Origin of the sequence: Aliiroseovarius sp. S253 (assembly GCF_049800855.1) — a bacterium.
Lineage (GTDB): Bacteria > Pseudomonadota > Alphaproteobacteria > Rhodobacterales > Rhodobacteraceae > Aliiroseovarius.
On the sequence record NZ_JBNAFW010000001.1, the window covers coordinates 2,072,880 to 2,097,735 of the forward strand.

General features: G+C 57.8%; 22 protein-coding genes. 6 read left to right on the top strand and 16 right to left on the bottom strand.

Annotated features, from left to right (window positions below; genetic code table 11):
- Positions 1-21 precede the first annotated feature (21 nt).
- Complete coding sequence (locus ACP15F_RS10160) at positions 22-1,137, top strand: THUMP domain-containing class I SAM-dependent RNA methyltransferase (protein ID WP_424940678.1); 1,116 nt, start codon at positions 22-24, stop codon at positions 1,135-1,137.
- 45 nt (positions 1,138-1,182) lie between these two features.
- Here the strand turns inward: ACP15F_RS10160 and ACP15F_RS10165 are convergent, their stop codons facing one another.
- Entirely contained in the window at positions 1,183-1,959 is a 777-nt protein-coding gene (locus ACP15F_RS10165; protein ID WP_424940679.1) for a transporter substrate-binding domain-containing protein, read from the bottom strand.
- A 154-nt stretch (positions 1,960-2,113) separates the two neighbouring features.
- Between ACP15F_RS10165 and ACP15F_RS10170 the strand changes: the two genes are divergently transcribed.
- Both ACP15F_RS10170 and ACP15F_RS10175 read left to right on the top strand, forming a co-directional pair.
- On the top strand, positions 2,114-2,815 hold the full coding sequence (locus ACP15F_RS10170; protein WP_424940680.1) for an amino acid ABC transporter ATP-binding protein: 702 nt from the start codon (positions 2,114-2,116) through the stop codon (positions 2,813-2,815).
- A 9-nt stretch (positions 2,816-2,824) separates the two neighbouring features.
- Positions 2,825-3,598, top strand: a complete 774-nt coding sequence (locus ACP15F_RS10175; RefSeq protein ID WP_424940681.1) for an amino acid ABC transporter permease — start codon at positions 2,825-2,827, stop codon at positions 3,596-3,598.
- A gap of 12 nt (positions 3,599-3,610) precedes the next feature.
- On the opposite strand, the gene ACP15F_RS10180 is transcribed toward ACP15F_RS10175, so the two are convergent.
- The 8 genes from ACP15F_RS10180 to acs form a co-directional block, all read right to left on the bottom strand.
- The gene (locus tag ACP15F_RS10180; protein ID WP_424940682.1) at positions 3,611-4,297 is read right to left on the bottom strand and encodes a D-lyxose/D-mannose family sugar isomerase; all 687 of its coding nucleotides are present in this window, start codon (positions 4,295-4,297) and stop codon (positions 3,611-3,613) included.
- Positions 4,298-4,378: 81 nt separating this feature from the next.
- Entirely contained in the window at positions 4,379-5,794 is a 1,416-nt protein-coding gene (locus ACP15F_RS10185; protein WP_424940683.1) for an exonuclease domain-containing protein, read from the bottom strand.
- Positions 5,795-5,796: 2 nt separating this feature from the next.
- Entirely contained in the window at positions 5,797-6,321 is a 525-nt protein-coding gene (locus ACP15F_RS10190) for a hypothetical protein (RefSeq protein WP_424940684.1), read from the bottom strand.
- 51 nt (positions 6,322-6,372) lie between these two features.
- On the bottom strand, positions 6,373-8,208 hold the full coding sequence (locus tag ACP15F_RS10195; protein WP_424940685.1) for a putative nucleotidyltransferase substrate binding domain-containing protein: 1,836 nt from the start codon (positions 8,206-8,208) through the stop codon (positions 6,373-6,375).
- A gap of 103 nt (positions 8,209-8,311) precedes the next feature.
- Positions 8,312-10,099 (bottom strand): sodium:solute symporter family protein, encoded by a 1,788-nt coding sequence (locus ACP15F_RS10200; RefSeq protein WP_424940686.1) that lies wholly within the window; start codon positions 10,097-10,099, stop codon positions 8,312-8,314.
- Positions 10,100-10,114: 15 nt separating this feature from the next.
- The gene (locus ACP15F_RS10205) at positions 10,115-10,375 is read right to left on the bottom strand and encodes a DUF4212 domain-containing protein (RefSeq protein ID WP_424940687.1); all 261 of its coding nucleotides are present in this window, start codon (positions 10,373-10,375) and stop codon (positions 10,115-10,117) included.
- A 63-nt stretch (positions 10,376-10,438) separates the two neighbouring features.
- The gene (locus tag ACP15F_RS10210) at positions 10,439-11,122 is read right to left on the bottom strand and encodes an adenylate kinase (protein WP_247093693.1); all 684 of its coding nucleotides are present in this window, start codon (positions 11,120-11,122) and stop codon (positions 10,439-10,441) included.
- Positions 11,122-13,092 carry an acetate--CoA ligase gene (gene acs, locus ACP15F_RS10215; protein WP_424940688.1) on the bottom strand — a complete coding sequence of 657 codons (1,971 nt, stop codon included), beginning with the start codon at positions 13,090-13,092 and terminating at the stop codon, positions 11,122-11,124. Before acs ends, ACP15F_RS10210 begins: the two co-directional genes overlap by 1 nt.
- Before the next feature lie 405 nt (positions 13,093-13,497).
- Between acs and ACP15F_RS10220 the strand changes: the two genes are divergently transcribed.
- Positions 13,498-14,178: a nitroreductase gene (locus ACP15F_RS10220; RefSeq protein ID WP_424940689.1), complete on the top strand. Its 681-nt coding sequence runs from the start codon at positions 13,498-13,500 to the stop codon at positions 14,176-14,178.
- Here the strand turns inward: ACP15F_RS10220 and ACP15F_RS10225 are convergent.
- From ACP15F_RS10225 to ACP15F_RS10250, 6 genes are all read right to left on the bottom strand, one after another.
- Positions 14,175-15,278 (bottom strand): thiolase family protein, encoded by a 1,104-nt coding sequence (locus tag ACP15F_RS10225; RefSeq protein ID WP_424940690.1) that lies wholly within the window; start codon positions 15,276-15,278, stop codon positions 14,175-14,177. The two genes, ACP15F_RS10220 and ACP15F_RS10225, sit on opposite strands and share 4 nt — an antisense overlap.
- Positions 15,275-16,474 carry an AMP-binding protein gene (locus tag ACP15F_RS10230; protein ID WP_424940691.1) on the bottom strand — a complete coding sequence of 400 codons (1,200 nt, stop codon included), beginning with the start codon at positions 16,472-16,474 and terminating at the stop codon, positions 15,275-15,277. Before ACP15F_RS10230 ends, ACP15F_RS10225 begins: the two co-directional genes overlap by 4 nt.
- Positions 16,475-16,607: 133 nt before the next feature.
- Positions 16,608-17,042 carry a universal stress protein gene (locus ACP15F_RS10235; protein ID WP_424940692.1) on the bottom strand — a complete coding sequence of 145 codons (435 nt, stop codon included), beginning with the start codon at positions 17,040-17,042 and terminating at the stop codon, positions 16,608-16,610.
- On the bottom strand, positions 17,039-19,654 hold the full coding sequence (locus tag ACP15F_RS10240; protein WP_424940693.1) for a TRAP transporter permease: 2,616 nt from the start codon (positions 19,652-19,654) through the stop codon (positions 17,039-17,041). Before ACP15F_RS10240 ends, ACP15F_RS10235 begins: the two co-directional genes overlap by 4 nt.
- A 126-nt stretch (positions 19,655-19,780) precedes the next feature.
- Positions 19,781-20,749: a TAXI family TRAP transporter solute-binding subunit gene (locus tag ACP15F_RS10245; RefSeq protein ID WP_424940694.1), complete on the bottom strand. Its 969-nt coding sequence runs from the start codon at positions 20,747-20,749 to the stop codon at positions 19,781-19,783.
- A 28-nt stretch (positions 20,750-20,777) separates the two neighbouring features.
- On the bottom strand, positions 20,778-21,647 hold the full coding sequence (locus ACP15F_RS10250) for a MurR/RpiR family transcriptional regulator (protein WP_424940695.1): 870 nt from the start codon (positions 21,645-21,647) through the stop codon (positions 20,778-20,780).
- A gap of 117 nt (positions 21,648-21,764) precedes the next feature.
- On the opposite strand from ACP15F_RS10250, the gene ACP15F_RS10255 reads away from it, so the two are divergent.
- The gene (locus tag ACP15F_RS10255) at positions 21,765-23,084 is read left to right on the top strand and encodes an aspartate aminotransferase family protein (protein ID WP_424940696.1); all 1,320 of its coding nucleotides are present in this window, start codon (positions 21,765-21,767) and stop codon (positions 23,082-23,084) included.
- On the top strand, positions 23,081-23,851 hold the full coding sequence (locus ACP15F_RS10260) for a 3-keto-5-aminohexanoate cleavage protein (RefSeq protein WP_424940697.1): 771 nt from the start codon (positions 23,081-23,083) through the stop codon (positions 23,849-23,851). The genes ACP15F_RS10255 and ACP15F_RS10260 overlap by 4 nt, the downstream gene beginning before the upstream one ends.
- Positions 23,852-23,854: 3 nt before the next feature.
- Here the strand turns inward: ACP15F_RS10260 and ACP15F_RS10265 are convergent, their stop codons facing one another.
- The gene (locus tag ACP15F_RS10265) at positions 23,855-24,820 is read right to left on the bottom strand and encodes a helix-turn-helix domain-containing protein (RefSeq protein WP_424940698.1); all 966 of its coding nucleotides are present in this window, start codon (positions 24,818-24,820) and stop codon (positions 23,855-23,857) included.
- Positions 24,821-24,856: the final 36 nt, after the last annotated feature.

A 24,856-nucleotide genomic window follows, 5' to 3' on the forward strand; every position in this document is an offset into this window, starting at 1 on the left:
ACCTTTGAGCTAGAAGGCCCCATGAATACCGATGATCTTGAGATTTTCCTTGTCGCCCCACCCGGTCTAGAGCCGGTCTTGGCGGACGAGGCCCGCGCTGCTGGCTTTCCTATGCCAACAGTCAGCCCCGGCGGCGTCACCACGCGCGGAAATTGGTCCGAGGTCTGGCGCGCCAACTTGACCTTGCGCGGCGCGACCCGCGTACTTGTCCGACTGGGTGAATTTCGCGCGTTCCACATGGCACAGCTTGACAAACGCGCGCGCAAGTTTCCGTGGGGCGACGTTCTACGCGTAGACGAACCCGTACGGGTCGAAGCCGTCTGCAAGCGCTCGAAAATCTATCACCACAAAGGTGCGGCTCAACGGGTTGAACGCGCGATTACCGAAACTCTGGGTGCGCCGATCAGCAAAGATGCAGCGCTGGTGATCAAGGTTCGGATCGACGACAACCTTGTGACCATCAGTTTGGACAGCTCAGGCGAAAGCCTGCACAAACGCGGGCACAAAACCGCAACCGGCAAGGCGCCCATGCGCGAGAACTTGGCCGCTCTGTTCCTGAAAGCTGCGGGCTTTGACGGGGAAGCACCCGTTTTGGACCCAATGTGCGGATCAGGCACTTTCCTGATTGAGGCGGCAGAGATGGCCGCGGGTCTTCTGCCGGGTCGTGATCGCAGTTTTTCCTTTGAAAAACTTGCAAATTTTGATGCCAAGGCCTTTGAGAGTTTGAAAGACTCGAACGCTCCGGCCTTGCCAGAAAATGTTCGATTTTTCGGATCCGACCGGAATGCCGGTGCCATTGCCAACAGCCGAAAGAACGCCGAAAGTGCTGGTGTGGCGGCGGCATGTCAGTTCACCGAGGCATCGATTAGCGACATTGAACGTCCCGACACCGAACCTGGCCTGATTATCGTGAACCCGCCTTACGGGGCGCGGATCGGCAACAAGAAACTGCTCTTCGCGCTCTACGGCACGATGGGTAAAGTGTTTCTGGAGCGGTTCAAAGGGTGGCGCGTGGCGATCATTACTTCGGATGGCGGGTTGGCAAAGGCGACGGGCCTACCATTTCTGCCCCCCGGCCCTCCGATCGACCACGGCGGGACCAAAGTGAAACTGTACCAAACAGCACCGCTTCGATAAAAAAGGCCGGGATCTCCCGGCCTTTCTTGATTTATGAACGCCCGTTTACTGCAGGCCCCATTTCGCGGCGGTCTCGTCGAAGAAGCCTTTTTCCTGCTTCAGCTGGATCCAGCTGTTTACATAGTTGATCCACACTTGATCGTTCTGCGGCAGAAGCATCGCGATTGGGGTCGGCGCGCGCGGGGCTGCCACCGGAACGGCTGTCACTTGCGGGAATTTCTGTGTCAACGTCGCCCCTTCGATGTTCGAGGTGATGAACACATCCGCCCGGCCCGATAGCACTTCCTGATAGCCACGCGCGGGGGCTTCGACGACTTTGATATCTGCATCCGGGAACCACTCTTTCACCATCTTCTCGAATGAAGTGCCCAGCGTGGTCGCCACTTTCACTTCAGGCTTATTGATCGCATCCCAGCCATCAAAGCCCTCGAGCTTGTCGTTCGTCGTAAACGGCATAATCTGGACCGAGATATACGGATCAGAATACCCAGCAACCTTCATCCGCGAGGGCGAGATCGAGGCAGACCCCGTCATGTGATAGTTCCCAGCGACAATACCATTCACCAGCGTTTTCCAATCGGTCGGCACGAACTCCAGTTCGACCTCAAGGTCTTTGGCCAGCTCTGTCATGACGTCGATGTCATATCCTTTATAGCCCTCGGTCGCCGGATCGCGCACAGACATAGGGTTCCAATCGCCTGTTGTCCCCACCTTCAGAACACCGCCCGAAAGGATTTCGCTCAACGCGGATTGTGCCGATGCGGCGCCGGTCAGTGTTGTTAAAGCCAGCAGCCCTGCACCGAGAGTTCTCAAAAAGTTCATCACACCTTGTCCTTTTGGTGGTTATAAATACGAGTTTTCATTCATATAGGTTACGGGATCGTATCCGGAATGGATCACAGGTCACGATGAGTTGAACAAAAAACGGCGTGTGGAACAAGTGCAGAACATAAAACAACCCAACACCGCCGTTCAGATGACAGGCGTCTCTAAGTGGTATGACGACTTTCAGGTGTTGCGCGATATCTCGATTGCGGTTGATGTAGGCGAGAAGCTGGTCATCTGCGGACCATCTGGGTCCGGGAAGTCAACGGTCGTGCGTTTGTTGGCCGGATTGGAAACACATCAAGAGGGCGATATCCAACTGCAGGGCGGGACGATGGATGCGCAACGCCCCGGCGACATAGGCATGGTATTTCAAAGCTTTAACCTATTTCCGCACCTATCAGTTCTAGACAATTTGACACTTGGCCCGGTGAAAGCGCTTGGCCTATCCCGGGCCGAGGCCGAAGACCGTGCACGTGCATATCTGGAACGGGTTCGTATCCCAGAACAGGCTGACAAACGCCCCGCGCAACTGTCTGGGGGCCAACAACAACGCGTCGCCATCGCCCGCGCCTTGTGCATGGAACCCAAACTGATGCTGTTTGACGAACCCACATCCGCGCTGGACCCTGAGATGATCGCCGAAGTTTTGGAGGTCATGGAGGATCTAGCCGCCGATGGCATGACCATGATCTGCGTAACGCATGAAATGGGCTTCGCCCGCCGTGTCGCGGATCGGATTGCCTTTATGGACGCAGGTGAGATCGTCGAAATCGGTGCGCCTGAGCAGGTCTTTAACGCTCCGAAATCTGAACGTTTTGCACTTTTCCTTGATAAAATCCTGAAACACTGAGGGGCCGATATGACTTTTCGAACAATCGCCCTGCTGTCTTCGCTTTTGCTTCTCACCGCCTGTTCGGCCGCACCCGGCACATGGGGCTGGTATGTCATTGACCCGACAACAGACAACGGTTGGACCAATATCCGCTTCCTGATCCGGGGCTTCACCTCGACCATCCAGATCTCGGTTCTGGCGGCAGTCGCCTCGATCATCATCGGGCTTCTGGTGGCGCTTCCCGCGTTCGCGCAGAACCGTTGGTTGCGGCTTCCCAACCGGGTTTACGTCGAATTCATCCGGGCGATCCCGCTGCTGCCGATGCTGTTCTGGGTCTTCTATGGCCTTCCCGTCGTGATGCGCGGGATGGGGATCAACATTTCGATCGACCCATTTTGGGGTGCGGTGATCACCTTAGCGCTGTCAGACAGTGCCTTCACCGCCGAAATCTTCCGCGCGGGCATCCAAGCCGTCCCTCGTGGGCAAGATGAAGCTGCCCAGACCATCGGGCTGAGCCGCGCTAAGGCCATGCGCTATGTCATCCTGCCGCAAGCGGTGCGGCGCATCCTGCCGCCCTTGGCCAACCAGTTCATTTATATCGTGAAAATGTCTGCCTTTGCGTCCGTCATCGGGATGCAGGAACTGACCCGGCGCGCGAACGAACTGGTGGTGACAGAATATCGCCCGCTCGAGATCTACACGCTGTTGATCTTGGAATACCTGATACTGGTCCTGATTATCTCGGCTGGGGTGCGGTGGCTGGAACGGCGCATGGGGGCGGACGAAAGCCGTCGCCCGTAAAACCGGGAACACTTATGACAGATACTGCGGGTAGTCGCTGACCAATAGGTGGCCCGGCGCCACATCATCTTCAATAGTCGAAAACCGCCCTATGGGGTCACGGAAGATGTTGTCGGTTTCATCGTCATTGACGGTCGATACCTCACCAATCAGAACGTCGCCGCCTTCGCCCCAGAACGCATGCCAATCCCCAGGCATAAGCGTGACACTTTCCCCGGGCGCTAGTCGTAGTTTTTCACCCGGGAGATAGGCGCGTTTGACCCCATCACACATCACGACGCCACCACGATCTTCGGCAAACCCACCCGCATCATCTGATCCAAAAAGCTCGACCACCAACGTTGCACCGCCGCGATTAATGATGTCTTCGGCCTTCAGCACATGGGTATGCATAGGGGAAAGCTGATCCTGACGAGAGATTAGTAGCTTCTCGGCGTAGCACATCCCCCGACCTGTCGTCAGATCCTCCAAGCGCCCGTTGCGTAGCGTGAACAGGAACAATCCCAACCGGTCAAAGTCACCTGCGCCATAATCCGTGACATCCCAGCCGCAGCGCGCATCAATCACATGTGCAGCCGCGTCACGTTGCGCCACAAATGCATCTGGTGACCAATCGGAAAACGGGGGAAGAACCGCGCCGTGGCGCTCAAATAGCGCGCGCGCATCTTCGATAAGTGCATTGACCCGAGAGCGTTTCATCGCGACCTCCTGACTTGTGCAGAAATCACTAGCCAGTTAGCGCAAACGCCTCAACCTTTTTCACAGCGCTCCATGCGCTGATCAGTTCAAGTCTTCCAGCAAACGCTTGTGCTTTTTCGCCTCGGCAATTGCACCGCCCAGCGTCTCGATCCCCTTGGAATGCAGCATCGCCAGCATCTTGCAAAGAACCTCGGCGGTGGCATGGGCATCGCCAAGTGCCGTGTGGCGCAGTTCGGGCGGGATCACCACGCCAAGACGGTCACAGAGCGCGTCCAGCGTGTGCACCTCGGTCGTGCCGTATAGAACCGCAGACAGAAGAACCGTGTCCAGAACGGGGTGGGTCCAGTCGACACCGCAATCTTCGGCATGACGGCGCAGGAAGGCCATATCGAACGGCGCATTGTGCGCCACTAAAACAGCCCCGCGCGAGAAATCATGCAGGGTCTTGCCTGCTTCGCGAATAGTCGGTTGCCCGGCCACCATCATGTCCGAGACCTTGTGTACTTTTGTCGAGGCCGGCGGGATCGGCATTTCAGGGTCAACAAGTTGGTTGATCACCTCGCCGGGAACGATTTTTTCCTTCACCACGCGCACAGCACCGATCTGTACGATTTCGTCTTTGTGCGGCAAAAGCCCTGTGGTTTCCGTGTCGAACACCACATAGGTCAGATCGCGCAGGCTCATCTCCATCAGATCATCTGTGGCCTGCCCTTCCATCAAATCGAAGTCGAACACGACCGGGCGGCCTTCGTCGGGCGCGATGGTGGTATGAGCTTCGTCGATCATCAGAAGATAACCTTCGCCCGGTGCAAGCGGCTTTAGGCGTGCATCAAACTCTAGCCCATTGGACGCGGAGAGGTCAGTAAAGCTCTGCTCCAATCCGGACGAGATCATTTTGTCATAGGCCGCCAAAAACGGAGTTTTCTGGAAGTAGTCAAAGATCGAGGCGTTCAGACGTGCCGGGCTGACCTGGGACAACACAGCGGCTGCCTGTTTGTCATATAGCACGATCTGGTGAGCGGGGTTGATCAGCACCATCGCCACCGGGATTTCGGACAGAAGCGCCGTTAGTCGGTTCTTGTCGGCAGACAGTCTTTGGGTCTCGGCCGCGACGATGCTGGCCTGATCCATTGTGGATTTCATCAGCTGCTCAGAAACAGCTTCCGCCGCTGGGGCCAGATCGCCCAAGAAGCGTGCGCTATGGGTGTCTACGCCGCCACTTCCAGCATGAGCCCGCGACCGCAATCCCGACGCCAAACGCTCGATCGGGCGTGCGACGTTCTCGTCGAAAAGAAACCAAACCCCGGCAACCAAGGCCAGTAGACCGAAGCTGGACAGAACCCCCGCGAATACAAAGCCCGACGTGATGTCTTCCGGTGTGGCGCGATTTGCGCCAACCAAAAGCGCCGCTATGACCAACAGCACTGCGGCTACGGCCAAAAAAGCGAAAAACAGGAATACCCGAAAGCGCAAAGACAGCTTCGTCAGGATTTGCATTTCTATACCTCCAGTTTACAGATTGCCGTGACCAGCGAATCCCCCTCACCCGGCGCGAACCAATCGACTCCGCTAATCTCACCATCGGCATCAAACGAAACGCCATCGATCAACGGAGCACGTTTGCCCGCGTCGCAGTCGGTTAGCATCACCATCTTTTCCGGCGCCGACCAGCGGCCGAAGAAGTAAACGTCAACCAGACGCATGGCGGGGCGTGCCTCATGGGTCCGCAGGGACGCTTCATCCAGCGCAATGAACCGCTCGGTAAAGGGTTTTACATAGGTCCACGGGCGATACATCGCTTTGTTTTCGACCGTTTGAACGACCTCCATTCCCTCCGGAAGGGTCGCACGAGTACGCTCATACCACGCGTACTCGTTGGCGATGGTGGTGATGATCATGGCAAGGCCTGCGCCAACGGGCATCGCCCATTTCGGCAGCCGCCCGCCGCTGATCTTGTTCAGAAGCAGCACCACACCCGCGCCTGCAAAGCCTGATACCAATGTGGCAACCATCTCATAGAACATTACGTTTCCTCCCTACCCGATTTGGCCCATTCCGGCCTATTTTGACCTGTCTTAACCCAGCATGCCGCGCCCATGCCCGATGGCACTTTGCATGGATTTCACCACGACAAAGGCATCGCGCAAGTGGCTGCGTTCAAACTCGGACAAGTCCGAGGGCGACAGATAATTGTCCGGTTTTCCACCGGCTTTGACTTCGGCGACCTGATGTTCCAGCCGTGTGTCGGCAATCAGGTCATAGGCATCCAACAGATCCTGCCCGCCTGATTGGCTGAGGCCACCGGCGTGGATCGCGGCCTCGAGCCGAGCGCGAGTGTTCGCTTCTTTCAGTTCGCTCTGAAGCGCATAAACGCGGCCGAGATCGACGATGGGCACGACACCGTTATGTTTCATATCCAGCTGGTTCTTATGCTCGCCCGATCGGATCGTGGCAAACCCACGCAGAAGACCAAGAGGCGGCGTATGCTTCAGCGAATTCGACACCATATGCGCCACGAAGATCGAGTTCTTCGCCGCCAGCTTCAGCGTGTCTTTCTGAAGCCCGTCAAACAGGCTTTCATCCCCGGATATCGCACGCAGATCAAACATAACCGAGGCCAGCATCTGTGCTTCCGGGCTTGGCTTGGCGATCCAGCCGTCGAAATAGCTTTTCCAAACTGACAAGGGCTGACACCAGCGTGGGTTTGTCGCCATCATATCACCGGGGCAATAGAAATAGCCGCAGACATCCAGACCGTCACAGACAAAATTGGCCAGTTCGGTGAAATAGCCATCGCGATCTGCATCGGTGACGTCGTCGTGCAAAATCATACAGTTATCTTGATCTGAGACACCGGTTTGCTCTTGTCGGCCTTGCGAACCGCAGGCGGCCCAAAGGTAGGGCACCGGCGCAGGGCCCAACTTTTCCTCGCCCAGTGCCAGCAGGCGGCGGGTGCAGGTGTCGGCAATATCGGTGATCAGGCGTGTGACCACCTGATGCGGGCGCCCTCCGGCGACCAGTTGGACCAGAAGCTGCGGGATACGGGCCGTAACGTCGCGCATTTCTTCGGGCGTTTTGGCCTGTGCAATCTCGCGCACCAATTCGGCCGAGCTGACGGCCTGAAAGCGTGTCAGGTCCGTTTGGCTGACGATGCCAACCAGCTTACCGCCTTCAACGATGGGGACATGGCCAATGCGGCGCTCCATCATCACGTGCAGAACGTCGGACCCAATGGCGGACGGGGCAAGCGTGATGGGATTGAGGGTCATAATCTGCGACACCGGAGTGTCGACTGACAACGCTTCGGCCAGAACTTTGCCCGAGATGTCGCGCGTGGTTAGGATCCCGGACAGCGCGTCACCCTCGGTTACACACAAGGACGAAACACGCCTGTCGCGCATAATAATGGCGGCCTCTTGTACGGTCGCAGTAGACGTGCAGGTGACCGGATTTGTAGCCATCAATGTGTCAACTTGCGTCGTGGCAAGATCCTGACGGTCTTGCTTGGATTGGCGATCCGGTCGAGAGCGGTCAAAGAAGCGACGGACAGGATCCTGTGCTTTGAACAGTTCGTGGAACTGTTCAGCGGGCAAAATCAATAGAGTGCTGTCGGTTACGGCGCGAGCGGATGTCACAGCCTTCCCATCGCGGAGCAACCCGCGTTCACCGAAGGTATTTCGCAACCCGAGATGAGAAACGATCGAACCGTTCTCGTCGGCAACCTCTACTTCACCTTCATAGACGATGAAAATGCCCGGCAAAGTTTCATCAAGCTCGTAGACGCCTTCTCCGGCGGAAACCAAACGTGCATCCAACTTGGGCACGAGGGTTTCAACAACATCGGCTGTAAGGGCGTCATAGGGGTGAACGGATTTCAGGAAACGAAATACCTGATCTTGGCTCAGGGGCATATTTAGGTGCCTTCTTCAAAAGTTAGTCCCGCCCGATATGACACCGGACGGGACAAATTTAAAAGGGGGCGGGTCGCCGCAGAGGGCCACCCGCCCAAACTTTTTATTTGTTCTGAGCTGCACCAGCACCGCGCGGAACGCGAACCGATTCAATCATCTCTTTGATCTCAGCCGGAAGCGGCTTGGTCATACCCGACACGGTGTAAGCAACCGCGAAGTTGATCGCTGCACCAATCGCGCCGAACGAGGTCGACTTGATGGTACCCAGAAGCGGATCAGCATCGGTGAAGCTGTTGGTGCCCGGGATGAACAACCAGCCTTTGTGCAGGAAGATGTAGATCAGGGTAACCGAGATACCCGCGATCATGCCTGCAACAGCACCGGTGTTGTTCACTTTGGTCGAGAAGATACCCATCATCAGAGCCGGGAAGATCGACGCGGCGGCCAGACCGAAGGCAAGTGCCACGGTTTGTGCTGCGAAGCCCGGAGGGTTGAGACCCAGATAGGTAGCTACAACAATTGCCACTGCCATCGCCACACGTGCCGACAGAAGTTCGCCTTTTTCCGAAATGCTCGGGTTGATCGCACCTTTGATAAGGTCGTGCGATACAGCCGACGAGATCGCCAGAAGCAGACCAGCAGCGGTTGACAGCGCAGCGGCAAGACCACCAGCAGCAACCAGACCGATAACCCAACCCGGCAGGTTGGCGATTTCGGGGTTAGCCAGAACCAGGATGTCGCGGTTGAACTTGGTCAGCTCGTTACCGGTCCAGCCTTTTTCAGCGGCCATTGCTTGCATAGCTTCAGACTTGTCGTTGTAGTACTGGATCTTGCCGTCGCCGTTCTTGTCTTCCCAGTTCAGAAGACCAGTTTTCTGCCACGTCTTCATCCAGTCGTAACGATCTTCGGTCTCGATCTGCTGAACAGTCACAGCTTCACCATTGACGCCACCGTTCGGCCACATCATTTCCGAGATGTTCAGGCGTGCCATTGCACCAACAGCAGGAGCGGTCAGGTACAGCAGAGCGATGAACACCAGGGTCCAACCGGCCGACCAACGGGCGTCCGATACTTTAGGCACGGTGAAGAAGCGCATGATCACGTGCGGCAGACCAGCGGTACCGATCATCAGCGACAGGGTGAACAGAACCATGTTGAACGTGTCGGCGTGGTGAGCAGTATACTCGTTGAAGCCAAGTTCGGTCACGATTGCGTCCAGTTTCGCCAGCAGAGGCTCGCCCGAAGCTGCGTGCTCGCCGAACAGGCCCAGGGCCGGGATCGGGTTGCCAGTCAGCTGCAGCGAGATAAAGATCGCCGGAATGGTGTAAGCAGTGATCAGTACGCAGTACTGAGCAACCTGCGTGTAGGTAACACCCTTCATGCCGCCGAAAACGGCGTAGGCGAATACAACAGCAGCACCGATGAACAGACCGGTTGTGTTGTCCACTTCCAAGAAGCGACCAAACGCAACACCAACGCCGGTCATCTGACCGATAACGTAGGTGGTCGAGGCCACGATCAAGCAGACAACAGCCACGATACGGGCAGTCTGCGAGTAGAAGCGATCACCAATGAATTCCGACACGGTGAACTTGCCGAACTTACGCAGGTAAGGCGCAAGCAGCAGTGCCAGCAGCACGTAGCCGCCGGTCCAGCCCATCAGGAACGACGAGTTGTCGTAACCGGTAAAGGCGATAAGGCCAGCCATCGAAATGAACGATGCAGCCGACATCCAGTCAGCAGCCGTCGCCATACCGTTGGTGACCGGGTGAACACCACGCCCAGCGGCGTAGAATTCTGATGTCGAGCCCGCGCGGGCCCAGATTGCGATGCCGATGTAAAGTGCGAAGCTCGCACCCACAAACAGCAGGTTGATCGTAAACTGATCCATCTGTTTCTGGCCCCTTTATTCTTCGTCTACGCCGTGGTCACGGTCGAGTTTGTTCATGCGGATCGCGTAGTTGAAGATCAAAATCAAGAAGACAATGATCGACCCCTGCTGAGCGAACCAGAAACCAAGATCGGTTCCGCCTACGGCGATGCCAGACAGCATCGGGCGCAGCAGAATGCCGAATCCAAATGAAACGATCGCCCAAATCACTAGGCTGATCTTAATGATGCGCAAATTGGCGGACCAATAGGCGTCGTTTTGTGAGTTATCGGCCATGAAGCCTCCTCCCTCTGAAGTTCCTCCAACGGGGTTGCGCATGCAGCCCCGCCCTTCCCTTTCTTATGCGACCGCTTCCTGAACGATCTCATTAAGGTCACCTGCAATGGTATCGATAGCCTTCATGGCATCGACCTTCTGCAAGCTGCCCTTGCCCCCGTAGTAGGCAATGAGCGGTGCCGTTTGTGCGTGGTAGGCCACAAGGCGGCTTCCCACGGTTTCGGCGTTATCGTCGGCCCGGCGTTTCATGTCCGTGCCGCCGCATTTGTCGCAGACGCCATCTTTGGCGGGCTGCTTAAACTCGTCGTGGTACCCTTCACCGCAACCGCCACATGTGTAACGGCCCGAAATACGGGTCACCATTGCAGCGTCATCGACCTCTAGGCTGATGGCTGCGTTAATCTTCTGACCGCTTTCCGCCAGCAGGGCGTCCAGCGCCTCGGCCTGAACGGTGGTGCGGGGGAATCCGTCAAGGATCACGCCCTTGGCGCAATCGGCGTCTTGCAGACGGTCGCGCAGGATGTTGATGACGATCTCGTCCGAGACCAGTTCACCAGCTTCCATAACGGCTTTTGCAGCAAGGCCCGCTTCGGTCCCTGCTGCTACAGCTGCGCGCAAAAGATCTCCGGTCGAAAGCTGAACAAGTCCGAACTTGTCTTCCAGCATCCGGGCCTGAGTGCCCTTCCCGGCGCCCGGAGGGCCGAGAAGGATCAGAACAGGCGCGGCGGTCGTTGTCGCTCCGTCCATTATGCACCCGCCTTAGTCATGCGGTTGTCGATCAGATCGTCGACGACCGACGGATCGGCCAGCGTCGAGGTGTCACCCAGCGAACCGAAATCGTCCTCGGCGATCTTGCGCAGAATGCGGCGCATGATCTTGCCCGAACGGGTCTTCGGCAGGCCCGGGGCCCACTGGATGTGATCAGGGCTGGCGATCGGGCCGATTTCCTGACGGACCCAGTTGCGCAGCTCGACCTTCAGCTCGTCGGTATACTCTTCACCGTCCATCAGGGTGACGTAGCAATAGATGCCCTGACCCTTGATGTCGTGCGGGAAGCCAACAACGGCAGCCTCGGAAACCTTGGCGTGAGCAACCAGAGCGCTTTCCACCTCGGCGGTACCCATGCGGTGACCCGATACGTTGATCACGTCGTCCACACGACCGGTGATCCAATAGTAGCCATCCGCGTCGCGGCGGCAGCCGTCACCAGTGAAGTAGTAGCCTTTGTAATCGGCGAAATAGGTCGACACGAAACGGTCATGATCGCCATAGACGGTGCGCATCTGGCCAGGCCAGCTGTCTTTCATGCACAGAACGCCTTCGGCTTCAGTCTCGTGGATCTCTTCGCCAGAGGTCGGCTCGAGGATCACAGGCTGCACACCGAAGAACGGAGTGGTGGCCGAACCAGGTTTGGTCGCAGTTGCGCCGGGCAGCGGGGTCAGCAGGTGACCACCGGTTTCAGTCTGCCACCAGGTGTCAACGATGGGGCAATTTCCTTTGCCGACAATGTCGTTGTACCAGTTCCAGGCTTCCGGGTTGATCGGCTCGCCCACGGTGCCCAGCACCTTCAGGTCGCTCAGATCATACTTGGTCACGAATTCTTCGCCGCGTGCCATCAGGGCACGGATCGCGGTCGGCGCAGTGTAGAACTGGTTTACCTTGTGCTTTTCGCACACGGCCCAGAAACGGCCTGCATCCGGATAGGTCGGAACGCCTTCGAACATCACTGTGGTCGCACCATTGGCCAGCGGGCCATAGACGATGTAGCTGTGGCCAGTAACCCAACCCACGTCAGCGGTACACCAGTAGATGTCGCCTTCATGATAGTCGAACACGTACTCGTGGGTCATAGCGGCCCACAGCAGATAGCCGCCGGTGCAGTGCTGTACGCCCTTCGGCTGGCCGGTCGAACCCGACGTGTACAGGATGAACAGCGGGTCTTCAGCATTCATGGCTTCGGGCGGGCAATCTGCCGACGCGTTTGCCATCAGTGCGGTGTACGAATGGTCACGACCATCCACCATCGGCACGTCGCCGCCAGTGCGCTCGACCACCAGAACCGGGGTCGAACCCAGATCGCCGTGGGCCAGAGCGGCATCAACGTTGGTTTTCAGCGGGGTGTTACGTCCACCACGGGGGGCTTCGTCAGCAGTGATCACCAGCGAGGCGCCACAGCCCTCAACACGGGCAGCCAATGCCTCGGGCGAGAAGCCCGCGAATACGATCGAGTGGATGGCGCCGATGCGGGCACAAGCCAGCATCGCATAAGATGCTTCCGGGATCATCGGAAGATAAAGAATGACGCGGTCGCCTTTTCCGACGCCCATGCCCTTCATCACGTTAGCCAGCTTCGAGACATTCTCGTGCAGCTCATTATACGTGATCTTCTTATCGAGGTTCGGATCGTCCGATTCCCAGATGATTGCGACCTGGTCACCACGGGTCTCGAGGTGGCGGTCGATACAGTTGGCCGAGACGTTCAGTTCGCCATCTTCAAACCATTTGATCGACACATCGGGGTGCGCAAAAGTGGTGTTCTTGATTTTGGTCGGCGTCTTTGTCCATGTCAGACGCGTCATTTGCTCGGCCCAGAATGCATCAGGGTCATTTACAGATGCGGCGTACATCTCTTGGTATTTCGCGGCATCAATATGTGCATTCGAGACAAACTCCTCAGACGGAGCATAGGTCTTATCAGCCGTAGCTTGCGACGACATTCAGTTTCCTCCCAGATTTTCCTCCAAACGCGACCGGTGCGCGTGGGCTGGGACATCACCAAATTGGTTTATTCCCAAACTTGCCTTGAAAACTGGAGGATTAATCACATCTAAACAACAGATTTTGTGTAAATTTGTTTAACTAGCACCTCACGATCTGTAATTTATTACAAATCCAACCATACATCCTATTGTTAATTATAAATTTTATAGTAAATCCTTCCATCCAAAAAATGTAAAGTCGCGACATGCCCCTAGGTCAATTCGGCCCTCTCGTATTGCGTAAACTTTAGGCTTCAGTGGGAAAACCGCCGAATGTTTAGAAATATGGGTAGGTGTGAAGTGACCTCAGGCGATTCACCCCACGCTTGACAGTCCACGGCCATGCAAGGCACATCCGAAAGCATGCAAAGCCCGTTTCATGACCTCTTGTCCCAACGCCATTCCGTGCGCGCCTTCACCAAGGATCCCGTACCCAAATCTGATCTGGAAAAGATCTGTCAGGCAGCGCGAAAAGCGCCTAGCGGGGCCAACTTGCAGCCCGGGAAGTTCCATGTTCTGACCGGTCAAGCGCTGGACGGACTGACCAGCGCCCTACATGACGCGTTGGATCGCAACGAACCGCCCGTCAGCGAGTATTCCTATTTCCCAACTCCGATGCCTGCTGACCTGAAGGCCCGGCAGCGTGCCGCCGGATACGCGCTTTATCAGGCGCTAGGGATTGCAAAGCGTGATGTGGCGGGGCGCCGTGCGCAATTTGCGCGCAACTATGTCTTCTTTGACGCTCCTGTGGGTGTGGTGGTCACCATTGACCGACGCATGGGCAAGGGATGCTTCATGGATCTGGGCATGACCCTTATGACGTTCCTGCTTGCGGCTGAGGATCTGGGATACGGTGCGACTGGCATCGGCGCGTTGGCCAATTATGCCCATGTGGCACATGATCACCTGAACTTGCCCGAGGACGAGTTGGTCGTCTGTGGAATTGCCGTGGGCAAGAAGGACGAAGCCGCGCCCGTGAACCAGTTCCGTACTGAACGCGATGCATTGGACGTATTCACCAGCTTTCGCGGGTTCGACGACTAGGGCGCTGACAAAACCAAAGCGCTGCCCAACCCGCCTGCTGCAGCAATTGCGGCCACACCAGCCCCGCCCGTGCGCAGAAGCTCGTGATACAGCCCCACCGCCAAAATCGCGCCGGATGCTCCGATGGGGTGCCCGCGCGCAAGTGCACCGCCATTTGGATTGACGATATCGCGCGGCAGGCCCGCCCCTTCCTGACAGGCAATCGCCTGAACGGCGAAAGCTTCCATGATCTCGGCGGAGGTCAAGCCGTCAGGCGTTCGCCCTGCCCGCTCCAGCGCCGCATTGATTGCAGCGACGGGGGCAACGCCGGGCAGATCGGGAGTTCCGCCGAGGCTTGAGCCGGCATCGACCCGGATTTTCGGAGCTGAAAGCGTCCGCGCCATGCGATCAGACACCACCAGAACGAATGCTGCCCCATCCGCAGCCACAGCCATATTGGCCGCCGTCACGGTGCCTGACACCACCGGCGCACGCGCGCAAAGGCGCGGGGTAAGCTTTCGAGTGAATGCGTCAGCATCCTGCCCCGCGACGGAAACAATTTGGTCGCTTTGCTCGCCCGCCATGGCAGCCTGATGGCTTGCCACCGCCCAGTGATCCTGCGTTTGCCGGGTGATCCCCAGCTTCTGCGCCAAAGCTTCGGCCGCATCGGCCATATCAGGGTCGCGTTCAGCCCACGGGGTAAATCGGGCTTGTTCATAGGGCTCTGGGTCTCGCCCATCCGCGAAGGTCCGGTATCTTAATGGGCGGCGAGAATAGCTTTCCGCCCCGCCCGCGATCACCACATCATGCTGGCCAGACAAGACCATGGCCTGTGCCAACATCACGGCATCCAGCCCGCCGCAGCACTGGCGATCGATGGTCAATCCACCAACGGTTTCCGGTAGACCTGCGGCCAGTGCAGCAACTCTTGCGGGGTTGCCACCGGCACCCAGAGCGTTGGCCAAAATCAACTCGCCGACCTGGTCGGGTGCTACCCCCGCCTGATCCAGCAGATCACGGATCACAGGCGCGGCGAGGTCGTGAATATCCAGCGAAGCAAATACCCCGCCCCGTGGGACGACCGCTGTTCGGCGGGCGGCTATGATCCAGACCGGGCTCATCCCTGCCCCCGCACAATTTGTTCCAGCTTTTTCAGGTCCGGCTTTCCGGCAGGCAACATGGGCAGAGCGTCCACGAACAGTATCTGACGCGGCATAGACGGTACACCGAGAGCGTCACGGCAACGGTCCTTGATGGTTCCAGCCACATCGTCGCACGCCGCGCATTCGACCACGGCAGCCAACACGTGCCCTCGTGCGGCATCCGGCACCGGAACTACCGCACAGCGCGCGCCGTTGACGGCCTGTTTGATCTCGGCTTCGACCGCTTCGGGAAAGACATTGTGGTCCGCCACGGTAACCATACGTGACTTGCGCCCGAGAAGATAAAGAAAGCCGTCATCGTCAATCCGCGCCATTTCGCCCACGGTCAGGAACCCGTCTTTCCAGCGAGTATCCGGGCTGTCGCCTTCTACATAGCGTTCGAACACATAGGGGCTTTTCACCCAAAGCTCGCCCGGGCCTTGTCCAACCGCCTGGTCGTCTCTGCCCCGCAGCTCGATCTGCACCCCAGGATAGGCGCGCCCGACCGAGGCAATAGGCGCATCCACAGGCGCAATCGCCATGAAGCTCGTCTCAGACGCACCGAAGAACTCGTGCAATTGTGCATTTGGAAACAGCTTAGAGGAAGCTTTGGCCGTCTCAGGGTCCAACTTACCACCGCCCGAAAACACCAACCGCATCTCAGTCAGCGGTGCTGGATTTGCCTTCAATAGCAGCCGCAGCTGTGCGGGGGTGGCGTAAAGCACCTGCACGCAGCCTTGCGACAGCCCCTGAAGCTGAGCGCGCGGCGACAGGCCGCTCAACACCGATAGGTTCGCGCCCAGATGAAACGCTTCCAAAATGGCAAACAGCACCAGCGAATGTCCCGGGTCGCCCAGTACGGCATAGGGGGTGTCTGCCCCGGCGCCAAACTGGCGGCGGGTTATCTCGAAACTCGCGATCCAGCTTTCCGGGCTGCGCTGGATGGTCTTGGGCGCGCCGCTAGAGCCAGAGCTTTGGCATTGCAGCACCTGCTGTCCGTTATCGTCATGCCACACCTCGATCGGATCCGCCGTCGTTTGACGCGCGCGGATACTGGCTCCGTTGCGCAACCCATCCTTCAAAAGATCCACAGCGCGCGCCGCATACATCGCCTGCGCGGGTACGTCCTGTTGCGGAAGATGAACAGTGCTTTGCATGTCTTGCCGAAAGCGCATGGATGTCACGTTGTCCCTGTTTGGCCCGGAAGCTTCCTAGTCTTTGTAAAAGCACCGCCGACCAAGGGGAAGCCCAACAAAATACGGGCGTGGCTTGCACCACGCCCGTATGAAGCTTCATAAAGTCGTCGTATTAACTGCGAACCACGTAGACTGAGCAATTCGAATGGCGCACAACCCGTGCCGCGTTCGGACCCAGCAGATAGTCTTTCAGGTCTGGACGATGCGCCCCAAGCACGATCAGATCCGCCTTGCCAAGCTCGGCTGCGCGCAGCACCTCTTCATAGACAGACCCCATCGCGACGATGTGGCGGACTTTGCTGTCAGCTTCGGCACCCAGCCCCTTCTTCGTCATGGATTTCAGAATGTCGCTGGCGTCATTCTGTGCCGATTTGACGTGGTGGTCCTGAAAGTAGGCCCCGACCACCGACATGCCGAAATCCGGCACGACGGTGATTACGTCAAGCTGTGCATCATGAAGCTCTGCAAGCTCGGCTGCCGTTTTCAGAACGGCGTTTTCGTCATCAACGCGGTTGATGTCGACGGCGCAAAGAATGGTCTTGGTCATACCGTTTCTCCTTCCATGATCTCTTCTTCCTTGGCGCGGCGCGACTGCAAGAAGGCCACAAGGCCAAGCAGCAACAGTGCCGGGATGAAGATCAGCTCTTTGGGCAATTGGTTCGACGGGGCCTGAACCGCCGAGATCTGAACCGGGTCATCCCCGTAGAAATCGAAGGTCGACAGCTTGTCAGCCAGCGGCGTACCGAACATGGGTTCGTCAATCCGCATCACGTCCCCTTCTGGCATCAATGCGATGCCTGATGCGTCGAGGCGTGCTGCCCCCCCATCAGCTTCGGGGACGTTCAGAACCACGGTCAGGTCCTTGACCTCGAGCGTGTCAAAGTCTGGCCCCGAGATCACAACCCGCAGCGGATCTCCGGGATTGGCGTCCCCAATCGCTTGCTCGATCTGAGCAGGCGCGATCTGCGTGAACGGAGGCTGGATCTGGTTCATGAAGAAGCCCGGGCGGAACAGCGCGAAGGCAATCAGCAGCAGAGCTACGGTTTCCCAGATGCGCGATTTCGTCAGGAAGAAGCCCATCGTACCGGCGGTGAACACAAGGATACCGATGGTCGCCACAATGAAGACGATAATCCCTTGTGTGACCGTCACATCAATCAACAGAAGATCCGTGTTGAAGATGAAGACGAACGGCAGGGCCACGGTGCGCAAGCTATAGAAGAACGCGGTGAAACCGGTACGGATGGCGTCGCCACCCGAGACAGCCGCCGCCGCGAAACTTGCCAGCCCTACCGGGGGCGTCACGTCCGCCATGATCCCGAAATAGAAGACGAAGAGGTGAACAGCGATCAGCGGCACAACAAGGCCGGACTGCGCGCCCAGTTCAACAACAACGCCCACCATCAGCGAGGACACAACGATATAGTTCGCCGTGGTCGGCAGGCCCATCCCAAGGATCAGCGACAGGATCGCCACGAAGACCAACATCAGGATCAGATTGCCGCCGGACAGGAACTCGACGAAATCGGCCATCACCTGACCAATACCTGTCAGCGACACGGTACCGACGATGATACCCGCCGTAGCCGTCGCCAGACCGATCCCGATCATGTTGCGCGCGCCGTCGATCATACCCTCGATCAAGTCCATGACACCGTCACGCAGACGCCCAACAGGGTTCGTTTCCCCGCGGAAGAACGCCTTCAGCGATTTCTGCGTCAGAAGAATGCCGAACAGAAGGAAGGTTGCCCAGAAGGCCGACAGGCCGGGCGATTTCCGCTCGATCATCAGGAAGTAAACCAGAACGATGATCGGCATCAGATAGTACAGACCCGACTTGTAGATCTTGGCCACGTCCGGAAGCTCAACCACTTCGGCGTTGGGATCATCGGGTTCCAGGTCAGGAACCTGTGCAGCCAGATAGATCAGGGCCACGTAGATCACGAACAGCAGGATCGACAGGATCCAGCCCGAGCCTTCCGGGAACAGCGATACAATCCAGCCCACCGGGTATTGCGTGGCGTAGCACAGAAGCGCGAAGCCCGCGAAGAAGGCAAACATCCCGCCGATGGTTTTGCCCATCGACACGACCTTGTTGCCAATGGTCGGCATTTTGTTTTTCACCGCCTCAAGGTGCACGATGTACACCAGCGCGATGTAGGAAATGATCGCGGGCAAGAAGGCGTGGGTGATGACCTCGACATAGGAAATGCCCACATATTCCACCATCAGGAACGCAGCAGCGCCCATGACGGGTGGCATGATCTGACCGTTCACGGACGAGGCGACCTCGACCGAGCCAGCCTTTTCAGCCGAGAAGCCAACGCGCTTCATCAGAGGGATGGTGAAGGTACCAGTGGTCACAACGTTGGCGATGGACGACCCCGAGATCAAGCCGGTTGCAGCCGAGCCAACAACCGCCGCTTTCGCCGGGCCACCACGCAAGTGACCAAGGGCGCCAAACGCCATCTTGATGAAATAGTTACCTGCTCCTGCGCGGTCCAGAAGCGCACCGAACAGGACGAACAGGAAGACAAACTTGGTCGATACGCCCAGCGCGATGCCAAAGACACCCTCGGACGTGATCCACATGTGGCTCATTGCTTTGCGAAGCGACGCACCGGCCCAGCGGATCTGGTCGGGCACCACTTCGGACGAACCGAAGAAGACATAGAATAGGAATACGATCGCAAGGGCCACCATGACGGGGCCAAGCGTGCGGTAGGCTGCGATGAACAGGAAGGTCAGACCGGCCAGAGCGAAATACGCGTCAGATTGATCGGCCAGACCACCGTTTGCGACAATCTTTTCGTAAAAGAAATAACCGTAAAGCGCCAAGAATGCGCCGCCCACACCGAGAAGCCAGTCATACCACGGGATATAGTCGCGTGGGCTGGACTTGAACAACGGATAGGCCATTGCGGACAAGAAAATGGCAAATGCCAGATGGAACTGGCGTGAGTTGTTGATCAGATCTCCGGGCAGTACATATGGCGCCACTGGCGAGGCCAGAAGAACCTGAAAAATTGACCAAATCAGCGCGACGGCAGCAATCATCAGCCCCACCGCACCATGCGGGCTTCGGGCGCCCGTGTCGCTGGCGGCGACGAGCTCTTGAAGCTCTTCTTCGCTTAGCGCGCGTTCTTCTTTCGTGGACATTTGGTATCTCCCTCGGTCACCAAAGCGACCTCACTTGTTCATTCTCAAACCTAGCCCGATCTTTCGCCGGGTCATGTAACCGGGGGACGACGTACCGCCCCCCGATTGGTTTTTTCCGCTAGCGGATCACTCGATGATGCCAGCTTCTTTGTAGTACTTCTCAGCACCGGGGTGCAGAGGAGCGGACAGACCAGCAGTTGCCATTTCCTTGGGGTCAAGGTTGGCGAATGCAGGGTGCAGGCCTTTGAAGTCTTCGATGTTGTTCATCACCGACGAAACAACAGCGTATACAGCTTCGTCCGATACAGCGTCCGAGCTTACGAAGGTCGCGCCCACACCGAAGGTGGCGGTGTCTGCATCGTTGCCGCGATACATGCCGCCCGGGATAACCGCGGTACGGTAGAACGCATTGTCTTCAACCAGCTTGTTGACGACGTCGCCCGACACTTCGACCAGAACCGAGTCACACGCGGTGGTGGCTTCTTGGATCGAACCCGACGGGTGACCAACGGTGTAAACCATGGCGTCGATCTGGTTGTCACACAGAGCAGCCGACTGTTCCGAGGCTTTCAGCTCGGTTGCCAGAGCGAAATCACCAGTGGTCCAGCCCATGGCTTCAAGCAGAACTTCCATGGTGCCGCGCTGACCCGATCCCGGGTTGCCGATGTTTACGCGCTTACCTTTGAGGTCTTCGAAGGTTTTGATGCCGCTGTCAGCACGTGCAACGACGGTGAAGGGCTCGGGGTGGACCGAGAATACTGCGCGCAGACCTGGGAATGCGCCAGCGTCTTCGAACTTCGAAGTGCCGTTGAAGGCATGGTACTGCCAATCCGACTGAGCCACACCAAACTCCAGCTCGCCTTCGCGAATGGTGTTGATGTTGTAGACCGAGCCACCGGTCGACTCGACCGAGCAACGAACGCCGTGGTCCTTACGGCCCTTGTTCACCAGGCGACAGATCGCACCACCGGTCGGATAATAAACACCGGTTACACCGCCGGTACCGATGGTGATGAATTCCTCGGCAAATGCAGCAGGCACTAGCACAGCAGTGGCAGCAACCCCCGCAAATGCAATTTTGAATCCTTGAAACATCAGATTTCTCCCTTGTTTGATGTTCTGATTATTCGGTCCACACTTCGGCAAGTTGCCGGTTGTGCAGTTCGACTTCTGCTATTCGATCCTGCGCGGCGGCACCTGATCGGCCGACGACCATGCCAACGATGGTTTCCAGCAGAAACATCGTGGACACATAAGACGAATAGAATTGAGGGCTATCGGTCGAGACAACGAAGCTCGCCGATGCGTTTTCCAACGCAGGACAGGTATGTGTATCGGTGATCACAACTACGAAAACCCCTAACTCGCGCGCAAGCCTGGCAGCCTTGATCACTGATGCGGCAAACGGCGGCTTGGTTACGATAAGTAGTGCATCACGTTTATCGAGTCCTGACAAGGCTCCCCCTAGGGAAGCCCCCATCCGGTTGGCCAGAACCCAGTTGTCTGCACAGAAATTAGCCATATAGGAAAGGTATTCGACGACACCCGTCGATCCCAGCGCGCCCAGCAACAATACCTTTCGCGCGTCCGCTAAGACGTCCGCCACCGAGGCGATCGCATCCGGATCGAGATTCGATAATGTCATCTTCAGGTTGTGCTGACAGGCCGTGAAGTGTGCTTCAAGGAAGTCCGATTTTCCGTCGCCATGCTCTCTCTGAAGTTGTCCCGCGCGATCAGCAAAGTTGTTCACTTTGCGGTCGATTTTATCGCGCATTTCGTCGCGCAGAACGTCAAAGCTGGGATAATCCAACGCACGTGCTAGCCGCGAGAACGTTGCTGGCGAAACGCCGCTTTGCGAAGACACAGTTCGCAAAGGACGCGACACGGCATCCAGCGGATTGGCCACAAGGTAATCAGCCGCAGCACGCAAAGCTCCGCTTAGATCACTATAGGCCACCGCCAGCCTCTTTTCGAAGCTCTCACTTGCGTTCACGTCCAGGTGCCTCCCTGCTGGGACAAGGGGTAGTGTTCCTTTTGTTTCACATATTGTCAATTCCAGCATTATTTGTTTCAATGCCAACAGTATCAACGGGACATGCGAGGGGACACCATGTCACATATTTTCCCGCGTCACAGCAAATCAGCTCCACCTGTCGCAACACGCGGAGATGGTATTTACCTGATTGATTCTGAAGGAAAAAGGTACCTTGATGGGTCGGGTGGTGCAGCGGTGTCTTGCCTTGGTCATTCGGACCCGGACGTGGCCCAGGCCATGCATGATCAGATCGACAGACTCAGCTTTGCCCATACCGGATTCCTGACCTCGGAACCGGCAGAATCACTCGCGGACCGTTTGATCGCGCACGCGCCCGAGGGAATCGAACGGGTGTATCTTGTGTCTGGCGGCTCGGAAGCTGTGGAAGCGGCACTGAAGCTGGCGCGCCAGTACATGATCGAAATCGGGCAGATCCAACGCACCCGTTTCATTGCCCGCAAGCAAAGCTACCACGGCAACACGCTTGGAGCGTTGGGTACCGGCGGCAACATGTGGCGGCGCGAGCCATTTGACCCACTGATGATGTCGGCCAGCCATATCGACCCCTGCTATGAATACCGCCTGCGCCAAGACGGTGAGACCGAAGAAGAATACGGCCTGCGCGCCGCAAATGCCTTGGAAGACGAGATCCTGCGCGTCGGGCCCGAGAGTGTAATCGGCTTTCTTGCCGAACCGGTGGTTGGTGCGACGTCAGGGGCAGTGCCCGCCGTCAAAGGCTATTTCAAACGCATCCGCGAAATCTGTGACCAATACGGGGTCCTTCTGATCCTTGACGAGGTCATGTGCGGCATGGGCCGTACCGGCACCCTGTTCGCCTGCGAGCAAGACGAAATATCACCCGACATCATCACCATCGCCAAGGGACTTGGCGCGGGCTATCAGCCCATCGGCGCAATGCTGTGCACAGGTGCGATCTATGACGCGATCGCACAGGGCAGCGGGTTCTTTCAACACGGGCACACCTATATCGGGCACCCTGTGGCCTCGGCCGCTGCAGATGCGGTTGTGCGCAAACTGACCGAAGGCGGCATGGTCGCGCGAGCGGCCAAGATGGGTACGCGCCTGAACGATGCACTCCACGCCGAATTCGGCCAGCACCCTCATATCGGTGACATCCGCGGACGTGGCATGTTTCGCGGGCTGGAAATCGTGGCGGATCGCGACAGCAAAGCGCCCTTTGACCCGTCCCGTGGTATCGCGGGCCGCCTGAAGAAACAGGCGTTCGAGAACGGCCTGATCTGCTATCCAATGAGCGGCACGATTGACGGGCAGACCGGGGATCACGTGTTGCTGGCCCCGCCCTTCATCATCTCGGATGATCAGATTGACGAACTGGTGGGCAAGCTCTCCAAATCGCTGGAGCAGGTTCTGTGACATCCCTTCCCAAGATCATGCTTGCCCCGAACGGGGCACGCTTGACCAAGGCCGACCACCCTGCCCTGCCAATGACCCCGGCCGAGATATTGGAGACCACGCAGGCCTGTCAGGCGTTGGGCGTGGACGGGCTACATCTGCATTTGCGAGACGCGGATGGAAAGCACCTTCTGGATGCCGACGCCTATGCGCAGGCGTTGAAACTGTTCCGGGCCGAGATGCCCGGCTTCCCGGTGCAAATCACGACCGAGGCGGTCGGGATGTATGACCCCGCCCATCAACGACATGTCGCGCTGAAATCGGGTGCGGACATGGTCTCGGCTTCTGTGCGTGAGCTATGCCGCGATGATCACGACGTGACGCGCGCGTTTTACAACGACTGCGACCGGCGCGGCATTGCCGTGCAACATATCCTCTATGATGTGGAGGATGCCGAACTTCTGACCCGCGTGTTGGATGACGCGCTTCTGACTTCTCCGGATTTGCAACTGATCTTCGTGCTGGGCCGCTATGCTGTCGGACAGGAATCCGACCCGAAAGAGCTGGATCTGTTTCTGAACTGGCTGGCCTCAACCGGCCTGACGCCCGACTGGGCCGTCTGCGCCTTTGGCCAAAACGAGACCCCCGCCCTTGTCCGCGCGGTTCAGGCAGGCGGCAAATGCCGGATCGGGTTTGAGAACTCGCGCCAGCACGCGGACGGGTCCATTGCACAGGACAATGCCGCGCGCGTGGCTGAGTTGGTGAAGGCCTGCGCCGAGTTGGCCTGAGCCTTAGAACATCTTCGCGCGTGCATCCGTCGGCGACATGCCAAATTGCTTCTTGAACGACCGCACAAGGCTGGAGCGCGTCCCGAACCCGGTGGCCGCTGCAATCTCGTGCATGGAGTAGCTGGTCTGCTGTACCAGTTGACTGGCACGCTCCAACCGCAGGCTGCGATAGATCGTCAGGGGGCTAACCCCCAACTGCGTGGCAAAGCGGCGCTGCAACTGGCGCGACGACACATTCATGATCCGAGCGATCTGGACGATCGATAGCGTGTTCTCCAGATGCTCCAGCATTACTGCCACACAATCGCCAATGATCCGGTCCCCGCCGGAATAGCGTTTGATGATGTGCTCTTGCTTACCGTGGAACGGCTCGCCCGAGACCTCAAGCCCAACATAGTCGCCGAAGGTGGCGGCGGAAAACCCGCCCATCTCGGCTTCGAGCAACCTTAAGAACAGGCGCAGGGCGGCGAAGATGCTGGTGGCGCTGCAAATGCGGCCATCAATGGCAAAGGGCGCGCCATTTTCGGCGCAGAACAGTCCCTCTTCCTCGGCCACGAAGCGTAAGTTGGAGTGCACGGCCAAGGCGGTGCGGCTGGCGAATACCGATTTGCACAGGACAAACACGCCGCCACCCACCAGTACGCATTGGCGGCTGAGCCGCAAAAGCTGGTGCGCGCGGCCAAGCTGTTTCTGGGTCAACTGCCAGCGGGCGTGGAAATCGGCCCAGAATACGACGGTGCGGTTGCGCCAATAAGCCTGATCATGCGACGGGCAGCTGTCCAGCGTATAGACAGACAGGTCGCGCGGTGTTTCCGCGTTGGTGAACTGATCAAGCGAGATGAAGAAGTCGCGAAAGACGCTGGCCAAGGCCACATGGCTGCGGTCCGGCACGATGATGGTGATGCCCTGAATGGGGCCAATGGCCGACAGGTCATTCATCGGGGTCAAGAGTGTGTTTTGAATATTCATAGATGCATCCCGTTTTCTGGTACGACATTATGAGCC